We start from the raw sequence: 14,993 nt of genomic DNA, 5'->3' as shown, positions 1-14,993 counted from the left end.
CTACACGCTCTTCTGCGACAGCTTGCCGGTCGTCTGGACGTTCGCGACGTTCGCGACGCTCGCCGCGCTCGCCGCGCCCGCCTGCTCGTACTTGCGCTCCCGCGGCGCCACCAGCGACGTGTCCACGGCGTCGGTCACGTGGACCGACTGGCCGGCGCACACGTAGTCGAACTCGCGGACGAACCTCACCGCGCCCCTCTCCTCGTGCCGCGCCAGCGTCGTGCGCTGCCACTCGGCGTCGTTCCGCACCGGGAACTCCGGCTTGTAATGCGCCCCGCGCGACTCGTCGCGGCGCCTCGCGCCCTCGGCGATCACCCGCGCGAGCACCAGCATGTTCTCGAAATGCCGCACGAACTGCGCCCCCTGGTTCACCCGCGGCGCCGTGTCCGTGCACCGGATCCGGCCGGCCCGCTCCTCGAGCTCGCCGAGCTTCTCGAGCACCCGGTCGAGCGTCGCGTTGTCGCGCTCGATCGTGCAGTCGCGCAGCATCATGTCGCCGAGCTCCTGGTGCAGCCGATAGGCGTTCTCCGGCTGCTTCGCGTCCTGGTTCTGCGTCAGGATGCGCTGGTAATCGGCCTCGGCGCGCTTCTCGGCCTTGTCGAAGATCGAGCGCGGCAAGTCCAGGGCGCTCCGCCGGATGCTCTTCTGATAGCTCGCCACGGCCGGCCCGCACACGAGGCCGCCATAGATGCACGAGAGCAGCGAGTTGGCGCCGAGCCGGTTCGCCCCGTGGTACTGATAGTCCACCTCGCCGACCGCGTAGAGGCCCGGGATGCTCGTCGCGTGGTTGCGCGGCGACCCGGCCTTGAGCGAGCCCCGCGCGTCCGCCTCGTAGTCGACCCACAGGCCGCCCATCGAGTAATGGACCGCCGGGAACACCTTCATCGGGTTCCGGTACGGGTCGGTGCCGGCGAACTTCTCGTAGATCTCGAGGATGCCCGCGAGCTTCGCCCGGAGGAACTTCTCGTCCTTGTGCGTGAGATCGAGGTAAACCTCGTTCTCGTTCCTGCCCGTCGCGGCGTTCCAGATGCCGCGCCCCTCGTGGAAGCACGTCTTGAAGATCGCGCGCGCCGCGATGTCCCGGGGGACGAGGTTGCCGTAGCCGGGGTACATCCGCTCGAGCAGGTAGTCGCGCTCCTTCTCGGGGATGTCCCGCGGGCTCCGCGCGTCGGTCTTGTCCTTCGGCACCCAGACGCGGCCGCCCTCGCCGCGCGCGCTCTCCGAGATGAGCCGCAGCTTGTCGGCGCCCGGGATCGCCGTCGGGTGCACCTGGATGAACTCGCCGTTCGCGTACACCGCGCCCTGCTGGTAGACCGCCGACGCCGCCGTCCCGGTGCAGATGACGCTCAGCGTGGAGCGGCCGAACACGATGCCGCAGCCGCCGGTCGCGAGCACGACCGCGTCACCGGTAAACGCGCGGATCTGCATCGATTTCAGGTCCTGCGCGACGCAGCCCACGCACGTGCCGGAGTCGTCGAGGATCGCCCCGAGGAAGTCCCAGAACTCGTGCTTCCGGACCATCTTCTCGCCCGGGATCGACACGCCGTGCTCGTCGGTCACGTCGGCGAGCTCGAACCGGCGCACCTGCTCGTCGAGCGCGTAGAGGAGCTGCTGCCCCGTCGTCGCGCCGGCGAACGCCGTGCGGTGGTACAGCGTGCCGCCGAAGCGGCGGAAGTCGAGCAGGCCCTCGGGCGTCCGGTTGAACGGCACGCCCATCCGATCGAGCATGTTCACGATGCCCGGCGCGGCCTCCGCCATGCCCTTGACCGGCGGCTGGTTCGCGAGGAAGTCGCCCCCGTAGGCCGTCTCCTCGAGGTGCACCTGGGGGCTGTCGCCCTCGCCCTTCGTGTTCACCGAGGCGTTGATGCCGCCCTGCGCGCACACCGAGTGCGAGCGCTTCACCGGCACGAGGGAGATGAGGTCGACCGGGACCTTCGCCTCGCACAGCTTGATCACCGTCATCAGGCCGGCGAGGCCGCCACCGACGACGACAACGCGCCGAACCTTCCCCCCCTCGCTCCTCGTCGTGCTCTTCGCGGCCATGTTCGATTCCAGTGCTCCCGCGCCGCTCCCACCCGGGCGCGGCCGCTACGATGATCAGTGCGAGGCCGGCGCCGCCAGCTCGCGCGGGTCGTTCGCCGCGCCCGCGCCGGCGCCGCGCGCCGCGGTCGGAGACGCGATGTCCGCGCAGGTGCGGGCGCCGTCGGCGGCCGGGCTCGGGGTGCCGGGGAACGGCGCGCCGGTCGCGAAGTACACGACGGTGTTGGCGCCGAGCACGAAGACGAGGAGGCCGACGAGGCCGAAGACCACCGCGGCCGTCCGCTGCGCCCGGCGCGACACGGTGACGCCCCACGAGAAGCAGAAGCCCCAGAGGCCGTTGGCGAAGTGGAACACGCTCGCCGCGATGCCGAAGATGTAGATCAGCGCCATCACCGGGACGCCGCCCATCGTCGACGACATGCTGGCGCACAGCCGCGGGTAGAACTCCTCGGGCGCCATCCGGCCCAGCCACTTCTGCGCCCAGTACTGCCAGAGGTGGAGCGCGATGAACGCGAAGGCGAGCAGCCCCGTGACCCGCTGCATCGTGTACATCCAGTTGCGCGAGTACGCGTAGCGGCCCACGTTCGGCCTGCCCTCGAGCGCCAGCTTGACGCCGTAGAGGGCGTGGAACGCGAGGGGCAGCACGACGAGCCCGATCTCGAGCACCGGCAGGTACGGCATGTGCGAGATCTCCGCGACCGCCGCGTCGAACCGCTCCTGCCCCTGGAGCGCCTTCGCGTTCGTCCAGAAATGAAACAGCAGGAAACCGCCCACTGGGAGGGCGCCGGTGAGAGAATGCAGCTTGCGCAGGAGAAAGGACCGGCGGCTCTCGGAAGAGAGCGATCTCGCGGGGGTTGCCTCGGACACGCTGACCTCGATGGAAGGCGGGCGGGGCGGGTGTATGGGATGGCCCGGGTGACGTCAAGGTGAACCCAGTCAACACTTTCGGCCGAATTTCCGCGGCCTTCAGCGCGGCCGCGGCGCTCCTCGCGCTCGGCGCCGCGACCGCGGGCTGCGGCGGGCCGGGCGGCGGCGCGCCGGTGAGCCAGACCCTCAGCCGCTCGCCCGCGGCCCAGGCGGAGCTGCACCGCATCCTCACGCGCTTCGCGAACGGCGCGCGCGCCGAGCGCATCGCGCTCGAGCCGGAGCTCGTCGCCTTCCGGGAGCGCTACCCGGGCGACGACCTCATCCGCGTCGCGGACGCCCACCTCGCCTGGATCGCGCTGGAGCAGGGGGACGTCCGCCGCGCCGAGGCGCTCTCGGCGGAGATCGAGGCGCGGGGGCGGGGCGCGACGGGCACGACAGAGGACATCGCGCGCGTGCTCCGCGGCGCGGCGCTCCGGCGCGCCGGCAAGCCGAAGCCCGCGTTCGGGGTGCTGCGCCCGCTGGTGAGCAAGGTGATCGACGCGTACGTGCGCTCGCTCCTCAACGAGGAGGTCACCTCCGCCGCGATGGAGGCGGGCGCGTGGACGCAGGCGCTCGAGCTGATGGGCGTCTGGCTGCGCGAGGCGGGCGACGACGAGCGCGCCGCGGTCCGGGCGCAGATCGGGGCGCTGCTGCGCAAGGTCCCGATCGAGCACCTCGTGAGCGCGCTGCGCGCCGGGCAGGCGGCGGGCGAGGTCGTGGATCCGGAGGTCGACCTGCGCTCGCTGGTCGCCGAGCGCCTCGCGATCGTCGCCCGCGAGCGCCGGGACGTCGCGCTCGCGAAGGAGCTGCTCGACCGGGCGGGCCCGCTGCTCGGCCGCCAGGGCGACGCGGTCTTCGAGATCGCGGCCGGCGCGGGGACCGCGCGCGTCGAGCCGCCCACGGTCGGCCTGCTGCTCTCGACGCGCACGCCCGAGTCGCGGCGCCGCAGCGTCGAGGTCGCCGCGGGCGTGGCGCACGGGCTCGGGCTGCTGAGGCCGGGGTCGGACGCGCGGCTCGTGAGCCGCGACGTCGGCGGGGAGGGCGGCGTCGAGGAGGCGCTGAGCAGCCTCACCGCCGAGGGCGCCGCGGTGCTCATCGCCGGCTCCAACCGGGAGCAGGCGACGGCGGCGGCGAAGTTCGCGCGGACGAACGAGATCCCGGTGCTGCTCGTCCACCCGCCGGAGCCGGCGGCGCTCGACGGCGCGTTCGTCTTCGTGGTGGGCGCGGAGCCCGCGAGGAGCATCGAGGTGCTCGCGGCGGCCCTCGCCGAGCGGGGCGCGACGCCGGTGGCGCTCGTGGGCGGCGCCGCCGAGGGCGGCGTCGCGCTCGCGCTCCCCTGCGACGGGACCTTCGACCCGCGCGCGCTCCGGCCGCTGGGCATCCGCGGGCTCATCCTGGCCGGCGACGCGCCGTGCGCCGAGCAGGCGATCCGCGCCGCCCCGCGCTCGGTGACGATCGCGCTCGGCTTCGAGGCGGCGCTCTCGCCGCCGCCGGGGTCGCTCGTCGCGACGGCCGGGCCCTTCCCGTTCGCCGCGGCGCCCGCCGGCGCGCCGCGCCCGCCCGCCGCGGGCGCTCCGGAGGCGCCGGGCGCGGCGACCGCGCTCGGCGCGTGGCTCGCCACGCACCCGGCGCCGCCGAGCTTCTGGGCGGCGCTCGGGCGCGACGCCGGCGTCCTCGCCTGGGCCGGCGTGCAGAAGCTGCCGAAGACGGGCACGGAGGACCCGGCCGAGGTGAAGGCGCGGCGCCTCGCGGCGGCGAGCTCCCTGAGCGGCGCGCGGGCCGACCTGTGGACGACGTCGGCGACCGGCTTCGGCGGAAAGCGCGTGCTCCCCAGGGAAGTCGGGTACCGCGAGATCGGGAAAGCGCGATGAGCGGGGCGAACCGCCTGGCCGGCGCGCTCCTCCGCGCGCGACCCGCGCGCCGAGGAGCGCGCGAAGAGCACGTTGGCGCGTCGTCCTGGGGCTGCTCCGGCCTCCCGGGGCGCGTACCATGGCGCCCCATGATCCGCCGAGCCCTCTCCTGTGCCGCCGCCGCCGCGCTCACCGCGCTCGCCCCGGCCGCGCTCGCCGACCGCGTGGCGGTGCTGCCCGCGCGCGGCGGCACCGACGCGGCCGCCCGGAGCGCCGCGGAGGCCGAGGTCGCGCGCGGGCTCGCCGCCCTCGGCCACACCCCGGTGCCCGACGGCGCGATCGCGGCCGCGCTCAAGGGCGTCGCCGACGGCGTCGCCGACACCGCCGACGAGTTCCGCGCCGTGGGCGCGCAGACCGGCGCGGACTGGGTCCTCGCCGGCACCGTCGAGCCCGCGGTCACGACCACCCGGGTCGAGCTCACCGCGTACCTCGCCTCGACGGGCCGGGTCGAGTCGGTCGCGCGGGAGGTCGATCAGGGCCAGGCGACCCGGCAGACGCAGGAGATGCTGGCCGTGCTCCTCCGCCCCGAGGGCATCGGCATCGGCGAGCTCCCCTGGGAGCGCGCCGCGCGCCCCCCGTCGGCGGGCGCGCCGCCTCCGTCGGAGGGCGGCACGGTGGTGCTGCCCCCCGTGCCCGCGGCGCCGGCCGCCCCGCCGGCCAGCGAGGTGCTGATGGCCTACCCTCTCGGGCCGGAGCGCGTCTGGCCCGCGTACTCGGGCGGGCGCCGGTTCGCCGTCTCCGCGGCGCTCGGGGCCGCCGTCGCGGCGGCGCGCCTGCCGGGCGCGAGCGGCAGCGCGGCCTCGCTGGTCGGGACGGCGCGCGTCGCCTACGCGCCCGGCGACCGCGGGTTCGAGCTGTTCGCGGGCGGCGGCGGCAACCTTGTCGGTCCGTTCGCCGGCTGGATCGAGGGCGGCGCGCGCCTGATGCTGACGCCCGGCCTCACGCCGCACGAGGGCGCGTGGCGCGCGTTCCCGCTGCACGTCGGCCCGGCGCTCCACCTCGGCGCGTTCTTCAGGTCGGGCGCCGGCGTCGTGGGGCCCGGCGGCGCGACGTACCGCGGCGATATCGAGGTCCACCCGGTGCTCGGGGCGTCGATCGACGTCGCGCTCGCGCTGGGCCCCTCGGTGCAGCTCGAGGCCCAGCTCGGCAACCTCCGGTGGGTCCCCACGGGGGACGGCTCCCTGTTCCTGGTCGGCGCGGCGCTCGGCGCCGGGGCCCGGTTCTGACGCATGCGCATCGAGCTCCCGAGCCGCCGCAGCACCATTCGCCTCGCCCGCGCGCTCGCCGGCCTGCTCGCGGGCGGCGACCTCGTCGTCCTCGCCGGGGATCTCGGCGCCGGCAAGACGTTCTTCGCCCGCGCCCTCTGCCGGGCGCTCGGCGTGCCGCCGGCGCTCCCGATCACCAGCCCGACCTTCACGCTGGTGCACGAGCACGAGGGCCGCGTCCCGATCGCGCACGCCGACGCCTACCGCCTCGGCGGCGCGTCCTCTGCGGGCGACGCGCGCGGCGCCGCGACCGAAGAGCTCGCCCAGCTCGGCCTGCGGGAGCGCCGCGGCGAGGGGGCGCTCGTCGTCGTGGAGTGGGGCGAGCCGTTCGTGGAGGCGCTCGGCGGCGACGCGCTCCTCATCCACCTCGCCGCGCCCGCGGACCCGGCCGCGCCCGGCCGCGCCGCCGAGATCCGGGCGACGGGCGAGCGCAGCCGCACGGTGCTGGCGGCGCTCGCGGGCGATCTCGCGGGCCCGGCACGTCTTCGCGCGCCTCTGCCCGTGCGCGGCGGCGTTGCGTGATACAAGAGCGGCATCGTGACCGGAGGCGCTGAGCCCAGCCGCGGCGAGCTGCTCGACAAGTTGCTGGGGCCGCTCCTCGGGTTCTTCGACAACATCGGCAACATCGTCACGCTCACCTTCCAGACGATCGTCTGGCTCGTGCGCCCCCCGTTCCGCCCCGCGCAGTTCCTGGCGGCGATGGACTTCATGGGCGCCCAGTCGGTCTTCATCGTCGGCCTGACGGGGGTCTTCAGCGGCATGGTCGTGACGCTGCAGACGTCCTACGCGCTGCGCGCGTTCAGCGCCGAGGGCCGGGTCGGCGGCCTCGTCGCGGTCTCGCTCGCCCGCGAGCTCGCGCCGGTGTTCTCGGCGATCATGGTCACCGCGCGCGCCGGCAGCGCGATGGCCGCGGAGCTCGGCAACATGCGCGTCACCGAGCAGATCGACGCGATCGCGACGATGGGCGTGAGCCCGGTGCAGTACCTGCTCTCGCCGCGGCTCTTCGCCGCGACGGTGATGCTGCCGCTCCTTTGCATCCTCTACACGAGCGTCGGCATGTGCGGCTCGTACCTCGTCGCCGTGCTCTGGCTCGGCGGCGACGCGGGCGCGTTCTTCCAGAGCGTCCGCGACTTCGCCCTCCCGAGCGACATCTCGATGGGGCTCATCAAGGCGTGCGTCTTCGGCTTCATCGTCTCGGCGGTCTCGTGCCGCCACGGCTTCTTCGCCTCCGGCGGCGCGCGCGGCGTCGGCGTCGCGACGACGCGCGCCGTGGTCGAGAGCTGCGTCACCGTGCTCGTCACGAACTACATCCTGACGCAGCTCCTGCTCGACATGTGAGCCGGCGTCAGGGCATCAGGCCGAGCGCGAAGAGCGCGTCGGACCAGAGCGGCCAGAGCGTGCGGTACGGGTGCGTGGCCAGCACCACGCCGCCCCTCGGCAGGCGGCGCACGTGGAAGGGGGCGTGACGCTCGATGAATCGAGTGTGCACGCCCGTGTTCACGATCACGTTCTCGGTGGGCGCCCCCTCCTTCGCGGAATGAATGGTCTCGAGCGCGATCGGCTCGATCGCGCGCCACGCGTCGTCCGGCACAGCGGAGGCTTCGAGCGCTTCAAGCAGCGCATCCGGCCGCGTGGCGAGCGCTGCAAGGACTTGCTCGCGCGTCAGCTCGGCGTCGCCCGCGAGCGCGACGCGCGTGCCGAGCGGCAGAACCTCGCCGCGCGCGCGCAGCGCGTCCTCCCTCTCTGTGAGCTCGATCGTCTTCCTCCAGCGCGCGCGCGGATCGGGTTCATCGCGCACGAGCAGCCCCATCCTCTCCCTCTCTGCGAAACACTCCAGCTCGGCGTGCTTGCGCGCGCGCGCGACGGTGCCCGCGACCGCGATCCGCGTCCCGCGCGGCGCGGCCTCGATACGCGCTCGGAGCGCATCGAGCGATATGCCTGCGGCGCGCGCCACCTTGTAGCCCTCGTGGACGTGCACCCATGAGAGGGCGAGATCGCGCGCGACGAAGGAGTCCGCGTGGTATGTTGCGGCGAGCTCGATCGGTGGACCCCAGGTATTGAGATCTGAGCACCCGCCGGTCGTCACGTGTTCGCTCGCGCAGACACGGACCAAGAAATCGTTGATGTCCTGCTGAACGTGCACCGACATCACCGCGGCTTCGACCTCGACGGAGCGGGCGCCGACAGCCACGTCGATGCGCTGTGGGAGCAGATCGTGATGATCGCCGCTCGATGCGCTCAGAGGACCGTCCGGGGACCGGCGCTCGTGCTTCTCGTCGGCGCAGCCGATGGTGAGCGGGACGCCGTGGCCGAAGCTCGTCATGGTCCAGAAGCTCGCTCCGATGCGCACATCTGTGCCGAAGGCCGAGCGAGCCACAGCCACGGCTTTCTCGACGGGAAGCGCGGCGTAAGACCTATCGAGACCGGCGAGCGGATGGATCGAGAGCCTCACGAACCACCCCGGCATGACGAGGGCGGACAGAGCAGCCGCAAACGCATCGACCCTGTGTTCCTCGTCGCACGCAGCATACAAGCGAAGGGGCTCGTCCCTCAGCGTACGATAGCTGCTCGCGCGGCTCACGACGCGATGCCCTCCGACCTGAGCGGAATGGCTACACCACGTACACCTCGCTGACGGACCATTGGTTTCCCTTCGTCACAGATACAGGTCGACCGCCGTCGCGACCCCTCTTGCCGGCCTGCACCAGCCGTCATTCCCGGGGCTTGATCCTGGCCCATAGCGTCACGGCCCCCCGATGCGTGTTGCTTGGCTTGACGTCACGACATCAAGCCGAGCGCGAAGAGGGCGTCGGCCCAGAGCGGCCAGAGCGTCCGGTAGGGGTGGGTCGCCAGCAAGATGCCACCGCTCGGCAGGCGGCGCACGTGGAACGGGGCGTGGTCGACAAGGAAGTAGACGTGCTCGCCCGTCAATTCCACCCAGGTGAGGGGCCCGCTGCCGCGGGTGAACGACTCGCCGCGCGCCCTGGCCTGCACCGTCAGGTTGTGGATCTCCTCGGCGCGTGGCGCCGCGGCGCGCCACGCCTCGTCGGGCACATCGGCGGCGGCCACGAGCGCCTCGATCAGGGCGGAGCCCGACATGGCCAGCGCCTTGAGGACGGTCTCGCGGGAGAGCGGGATCGAGCGCCCGCTCTTGTCCGTCGGCACCACGCGCGCCCCGGCCGGCGCGGCGTCGATACGCGCGTGCAGCGCCTCCAGCGACATGCCCGCGATCAGCGAGACCTTTTCCTTGTCGTGGAGGCTGACCCACGACAGGGCCAGATCGCGCGCGATGTCGCGGGCGTCCGCGTGGTACGTCGCGCACATCGAGACCGGCGCGAGCCAGGTCCACGCGCTCGTGCAGCCGCCGGTCGAGACGCGCCTGCGCGCGTCGGGCGCGCAGAGGCGGAGCAGCAGGTCCTCTAGGTCGTCCAGAACGATGTGCCACGTGAGCTCGGCTTCCGCCTCCACGGAGCGCGGTCCGCTGCCCAGGGCGAGGTACAAATCCAGCGGGACAATGTTCGCCACTGCTGCGGGGACCATGTGGATGGGGCCCATCGGCTTGAGACGTTCGCTCTTGCCGGTGAAGCAGCGATAGTGGCCATAGAATGAGCGCCGGTCGTCGAGCTCCATGGCGAAGTAGGTTTCGGCATCGGTGCGTCCGAAGCGGGCGCGGATCATCGCGACCGCCTCGTCCACGAAGCTCACGGAGCGATCCACATCGGAGCCCATCGTCACGCGGATATTCATCCCTGGGATGACGAGCGCCGACAGCGCCGCTGCGAACGCGCCGACCCGCTCTGCCTCGTCACACCAGGCGAAGAAGTACGGCCCTGGTTTCATCCTTGATTCACCCTCATGAGGTTGCTGGGTCAGGGCATCAGGCCGAGCGAGAAGAGCGCGTCGACCCAGAGCGGCCAGAGCGAGCGGAACGGGTGGGTCGCCAGGATCACGCCGCCGCCCGCGAGGCGGCGCACATGAAAAGGCGCGTGCTTTCGGAGGAAGCGGACGTGGGCGCGCGTGTCCGTGTGCACCTGCCACGTGGGCGGGCCTTCGCCCGTCTCCGCGATCTCGCTCGTCAGCGCCAGGATCTCTCGCGCGCGCGGCTCGGCGGCGCGCCACGCCTCGTCGGGCGCCGCCGCGGCCTCGAGCGCCTCCAGCAGGGCGGAGGGCGGCGTTGCCAGCGCCTTGAGGACGGTCTCGCGGGAGAGGGAGTGCGCGCGCTCGCTGCCGCCCTTGAGCGGGACGCGCGCTCCGGCCGGCGCGGCTTCCACCCGCGCGCGGAGCGCTTCCAGCGACAGGCCCGCGTTGCGCGATACCATCTCCTTGTCGTGGCGCTGTAGCCACGAGAGGGCGAGGTCGCGCGCGATGTCCCGCGCGTCCGCGTTGTACGTCGCGCACATGCGCACCGGCGCGATCCAGTCTCCTGCGTTCGCGCATGCGCCGGTTCGGATGCGACCGCTCGCGTCCGGCGCGCAGAGGCGGAGCAGGAGGTCCTCGAGGTCGTCCCGGAGCAGGTGCCACGCGACCGCGGCCTCGGCCTCGATCGAGCGCGGGCCCCTGCCCCAGGCGAGCTCGAGGAGAGAGCAGAGAAACCTACGCTGGTCGCACGTGGACATGTCGATGGGGCCGGCCGAGATGTCGCGGGCGGCCTCTTCGGTGTAGCAGTCACTGCTGCAACCGAAGAGGCGCTTGGTGCCGCCCAGCATGACGTCGAAGAGTGCTCCACCGGAAGGACCTTCGGAGAACTCGGCGCGGATCATCGCGACCGCCTCGTCCATGGACGCCGTGTCGGTGAGGTTGCCATCCTTCATTACGGTCATACAAGTCCCTGGGTGCACGAGCGCCGACAACGTTGCGAGATACACGTCGAGTGTCTGTGCGCCGTCACACCAGGCGAAGAACCACGGTCCTGAGTCGCTCATAGCTGGATCACCCGGATGGGTCTGTTGAACCCGTTCAGGGGCTCCCTCTTGCCCTTCTTCACATTGAAGAGGTACCCGTCCTTGATGCTGTAGGTATTTTCCGGGCTGAACTTGCCACCCCGCGCCATGATGAGCTCGACCTGCTCGACATCTCCGACGACTCCCTCCTTCCGCAGCCACTCCATCCCGCTCGACAACTGCTGGATCATTTCCTTGACCTTGATTTCATTTCCCCCCTTCACCTCGCTCACGATCAGCTTCTGCCCCCGGGACACCGTCACGAAGTCCGGAGCCTTCACGCGCGCTGGCATCTTGAGCATCTCGCGCACGCCCTCGTCGCCGACGCCGAGGAGCGCCCGCCCTTCGCGGGTCATGTGGCTGATCGCCGCCTTCTCGAAGGTGTTGAACCCGGCTTCCGTGACGCCCCCCTTCAGCGTCTTGAACCCGCGGAGCCTCCATACCTCGAACCCCTTGACAACGACCTTATCGACCTCCGCGATCTCCCCGGCGATCCGGATCCCACGCGGCGGTAGCGCGCCGGCGGCGGCGACTCCGTGCCAGACGTGCCCGACCGCTCCGAGCCCGAACCCCAGCCCCGAGAAGATCCGCTCCTCGTCGCTGAGCTCTCGCCCGGCCGGCAGGCACCACTCCTTGCCCGTCACGGCCTCGCACAGGTCGAGCGTCGGACCGACCACGGGCACGAACCCCACCCCGATGCGCGTCGTCGCGTGCACCAGCGTCTGCATCACCTCCGCATACGCCTCGAAGCCTTCCGCGACCGTCGACATCGCTCCCGCGAACGCGCTGATCGTCTGGTAGAGCTGCGTCTGCTCCAGGTCGAGCCCGCTCCCCGTCCAGAGGTTGAGGTTGTCCTTCATCTGGTCCGCGAGCGCATCGAACCTCGGCTTCAGCACCGTGTCGACCGCCGCGCGCAGGTCCGCCGGCACCGGCGAGTCCACGAACCAGTCCGACGCATCCACGAACCGCCGCACGACCGCCGTGATCCGGTTCTGCGCCTTCAGGAACGCGTTCGTCTCCGCCAGCGACACCCCCATCCGGTCGCGCAGCGCGATCTCCAGCGCCGCGCTGTTGTCCCGCCACGCCCGCACGTTCGCCACGAAGTCCGCCCGCGCGACCACCACCCCGCCGCTCACGGCCGCCTCCAGCGCCGCGATCACCGCGTCCGCGTACGCTGCGTACGGGTCCCGCCCCTCCTCGAACGCGCCGTCCACCTCCGCGATGTCCGGCACCTCCACCCACGGCACCTCGCTCTCCCCGAGCGCGTACGCCAACGGGTCGTCTGGATCCCACCCCTCGGCGCGTGCATCCTGCGTCGCGAGGTCCGCCACCTCGTCCGCCTGCGCGCCGAACTCGTCCATGAGCCGCGCGAGTTCGCTCTCCAGGTCGCTGACGCTCTTCTTCAGGTCGTCGACGAGCTGCTCCATCGCCGCCCGCGTCTCCGCGTCGACCACGTCCTTGTACCGGTCCAGGATCGCGTCGAGGTCGGTCCGCGAGATCTCGTCCAGCGGCCGCTGCACGAGGTCGTGAAGCTCCAGATCGAGCTGCCGCAGGAGGTCCATTCTCTCCCTGAGGTCCGCTACCCTGGCGGCGTTGCGGAGGAGCTCCGTCAGCAGCCGGGCGATCCTGACCTCCAGCTCCGCGATGTCGCGCGCGAGGTCCGGGTTGATCTCCGCGAGGCTCAGGTCGACGTCGGTGTTGCCCTCGAATCCGGTACCGTCGCGGCGGATATTGAAGAGCGGCTTGTTCAGCCCGAGCGGCTCCGAGACGAGGTGCACCACGTCGTGCGCGTGGGTACACCAGTCCTTGCCGTTGACGGTGTGGACCCCGAAGTGGAACTCGTTCCTGCCCATGCGGAGCAGCACCGAGTCGAAGTCCGCCTCGAGCGTGTTGCTCTGAGAGCCGTCGCCTTCGACCGTCAGCCCGCCCGGAACCCCGTAGGTGGGCAGGGGCGTCCGGTTCACCTCGAAGATGGCGTCACCCTCATGCTCGAGCTCGGGGCTCGCGCACGAATGGACGTCCTGGTGGCTGCTCCAGAGCATGGTGTAGGGCGTGCCGGCCCGCGCGAACGACGGCGAAAGCACCGCCAGCACCGTGACCAGCGCGACGAGCTTCTGTAGCACCGCGGCGCGGAAGCCACGCCGCGCTACATCCTTCAAGGCCCTCATATCCCCTCCGCGCCGCGCACGGCGGCGTCATACGCAATCGCGGCCCCCTTCACGTCGCCCGCGTCGAGCCGCGCCTGCGCCGCGTCGAGCGCCGCCGCGGCCATCCCCTTCTCCCGCAGCGCCGCGAGGCCCGCCGCGATCTTCCGCGGCAGGCCCGTCCTGAGCTCCGCCTCCGCGGCATCGAGCTTCCCTCGCAGCTCCGCGCCCCCGGCCTCGCGCCACGACGCCCCCGCCGCCTCGCAGAGCGGCCGCATCTGCACCAGCGCCACGAGCTCTCCGCACCGATCCGCGAGCAACGGCAGCCCGAGCGTCTCGCTCACCGGCGGCGCCGCAGACAGCGCCGCCACGCGCGCGCGCACTCCCTCGCGGAACCGCTCCGACGCCCTCCGGCTCCGCGACCGCGCGATCGCCTCGCGCGCCCCCTCGTCGCCCTGCAACATGCGGAGCGCCTCCCGGCGCAGCGCGATGCCGCCGAGCAGCGTCGTCGCGGTCGCGTCGCTCCGGGCGACGCGCCGCCGCGCGTAGCCCAGCATCGCGCTGAGCGAGCGCAGCGCCCCCGACGTCATGTCCGGCACCACCGCGCCGTGCGTCGCGAGGACCTCCCTGTGCGGCGCGATCGCCTCCTCGAACGACACAGCGAGCGCCTGGAGCTCCACCGACTGCGTCATGATCTCCGCGGCGAGCTCGTTCGGCGCGCGGCTCGCCTCGCCCGCCGCGGCGAGCACCGCCTGCTCCGCGCCGTCGAGGCCGTCGATGCCCGACCGCGACGCCTCCGCCGAGAGCGCCGCGTACGCCGCCGTCTCCGCCGCCTCGGTCGCGCGGTAGTCCGCAAACCGCGCCGCGACGGCCGCGTACCTGGACACGAGCGGCGCGGCATCGCGCCGGGCCTCGTCGAAGACAGCCTGCACGACCGCCATCGCCTGCTTGTCGGCCGCGAGCGCGGCCGAGAGCGGCTCCTCCTCGGCGCTCGCCTTGTCGGTCATCGCCCGTGTGAAGTTGTCGGCCGCCCGGACCGGCTCCTCCTCGAGGATCTCCTTCTGATGACGCCTGTGCGTCAGGAGCATCCCGAGGAGCTCGCCGTGCAGGGTCGCCCGGAGCGACTCGGCGTGCTTCTCCTCGTCGCGCACATACGCCACGGCCCGATCGAGGTTGTCGAACCAGCCCCCGAGCTCCGCCTCGCTCGCGACGAACGCGTCGGACACGCTGAACGGCGGCAACGCCCACATCTGGATCGGCAGCTCGCCGTCCGCCTCGGCCTTGCTCCACGCGCTGCCCGGGCCCTCGCTCGCGTCCACGCAGTGCTCGAGAGTACTGGTGTTGGCTTGCGCGCAGAACCTGCCGGGCGCGTGTTCCTCGCGCGGCCACAAGCACCCTGTCGCCGTCGCGCCGAGCGCCACGGCGGCCACGGCCGCCACGAGGATCGCTGTCCGCCGCCTCGTTCCCCTTCTCATGTGCATTCCCTCCACCCCGCGATTCTTATCGCCCGCGCACGCTCGCCCGCTAATTCTCCGGCTGCAAGCGTCCACACGGGAGCGGTAGGACATTGCTCGGCCGAGGAACACATGGCGAGTTCCCCGTCGCTCCGTCCTTGGTGACGAGACAGCCGTGGGTTGCATCGGAGGGAGAACGCGGAGGGAGCACGGGAACGCGCACGCGCACGAGCACGGGAGACGAGGACGTGAGGCGGGAGACGGGAGACGGGAGACGGGAGACGGGTACCCCGACGGCAGACCACAACACGAGCTCGCCCAGGTCGAGGCAGCA

At 72.3% G+C, this 14,993-nt stretch carries 11 protein-coding genes; 4 read left to right on the top strand and 7 right to left on the bottom strand.

Annotated features, from left to right (window positions below; translation table 11 throughout):
- Together sdhA and WME76_RS39940 are read right to left on the bottom strand one after the other, a co-directional pair.
- On the bottom strand, nt 1-2,043 hold the full coding sequence (gene sdhA, locus WME76_RS39945; protein WP_437957395.1) for a succinate dehydrogenase flavoprotein subunit: 2,043 nt from the start codon (nt 2,041-2,043) through the stop codon (nt 1-3).
- Between the two features lie 54 nt (nt 2,044-2,097).
- A complete protein-coding gene (locus tag WME76_RS39940) occupies nt 2,098-2,907 on the bottom strand; it encodes a succinate dehydrogenase cytochrome b558 subunit (protein WP_437957394.1) in 810 nt (269 codons plus the stop codon).
- Between the two features lie 59 nt (nt 2,908-2,966).
- Here WME76_RS39940 and WME76_RS39935 point away from each other — a divergent pair, with 59 nt between their 5' ends.
- From WME76_RS39935 to WME76_RS39920, 4 genes are all read left to right on the top strand, one after another.
- Nucleotides 2,967-4,817: a hypothetical protein gene (locus tag WME76_RS39935; RefSeq protein WP_437957393.1), complete on the top strand. Its 1,851-nt coding sequence runs from the start codon at nt 2,967-2,969 to the stop codon at nt 4,815-4,817.
- A gap of 128 nt (nt 4,818-4,945) precedes the next feature.
- Nucleotides 4,946-6,082: a hypothetical protein gene (locus WME76_RS39930; protein ID WP_437957392.1), complete on the top strand. Its 1,137-nt coding sequence runs from the start codon at nt 4,946-4,948 to the stop codon at nt 6,080-6,082.
- Nucleotides 6,083-6,085: 3 nt separating this feature from the next.
- Complete coding sequence (gene tsaE / locus WME76_RS39925; protein ID WP_437957391.1) at nt 6,086-6,643, top strand: tRNA (adenosine(37)-N6)-threonylcarbamoyltransferase complex ATPase subunit type 1 TsaE; 558 nt, start codon at nt 6,086-6,088, stop codon at nt 6,641-6,643.
- Nucleotides 6,644-6,658: 15 nt separating this feature from the next.
- Entirely contained in the window at nt 6,659-7,459 is an 801-nt protein-coding gene (locus tag WME76_RS39920) for an MlaE family ABC transporter permease (protein ID WP_437957390.1), read from the top strand.
- A gap of 7 nt (nt 7,460-7,466) precedes the next feature.
- Here WME76_RS39920 and WME76_RS39915 read toward each other — a convergent pair whose 3' ends face one another.
- From WME76_RS39915 to WME76_RS39895, 5 genes are all read right to left on the bottom strand, one after another.
- Nucleotides 7,467-8,588, bottom strand: a complete 1,122-nt coding sequence (locus WME76_RS39915) for a hypothetical protein (RefSeq protein WP_437962211.1) — start codon at nt 8,586-8,588, stop codon at nt 7,467-7,469.
- A gap of 311 nt (nt 8,589-8,899) precedes the next feature.
- Complete coding sequence (locus WME76_RS39910) at nt 8,900-9,961, bottom strand: hypothetical protein (protein WP_437957389.1); 1,062 nt, start codon at nt 9,959-9,961, stop codon at nt 8,900-8,902.
- A 29-nt stretch (nt 9,962-9,990) separates the two neighbouring features.
- Nucleotides 9,991-11,043 (bottom strand): hypothetical protein, encoded by a 1,053-nt coding sequence (locus WME76_RS39905; protein ID WP_437957388.1) that lies wholly within the window; start codon nt 11,041-11,043, stop codon nt 9,991-9,993.
- The gene (locus WME76_RS39900; protein ID WP_437957387.1) at nt 11,040-13,229 is read right to left on the bottom strand and encodes a hypothetical protein; all 2,190 of its coding nucleotides are present in this window, start codon (nt 13,227-13,229) and stop codon (nt 11,040-11,042) included. The genes WME76_RS39905 and WME76_RS39900 overlap by 4 nt, the downstream gene beginning before the upstream one ends.
- Nucleotides 13,226-14,680, bottom strand: a complete 1,455-nt coding sequence (locus WME76_RS39895; protein ID WP_437957386.1) for a hypothetical protein — start codon at nt 14,678-14,680, stop codon at nt 13,226-13,228. Before WME76_RS39895 ends, WME76_RS39900 begins: the two co-directional genes overlap by 4 nt.
- Between the last annotated feature and the right edge of the window lie 313 nt (nt 14,681-14,993).

It is taken from the genome of Sorangium sp. So ce119, from assembly GCF_051524405.1.
GTDB classification, from domain to species: Bacteria; Myxococcota_A; Polyangia; order Polyangiales; family Polyangiaceae; genus Sorangium; species Sorangium cellulosum_G.
This window is presented reverse-complemented; position numbering and strand designations above follow the sequence as displayed.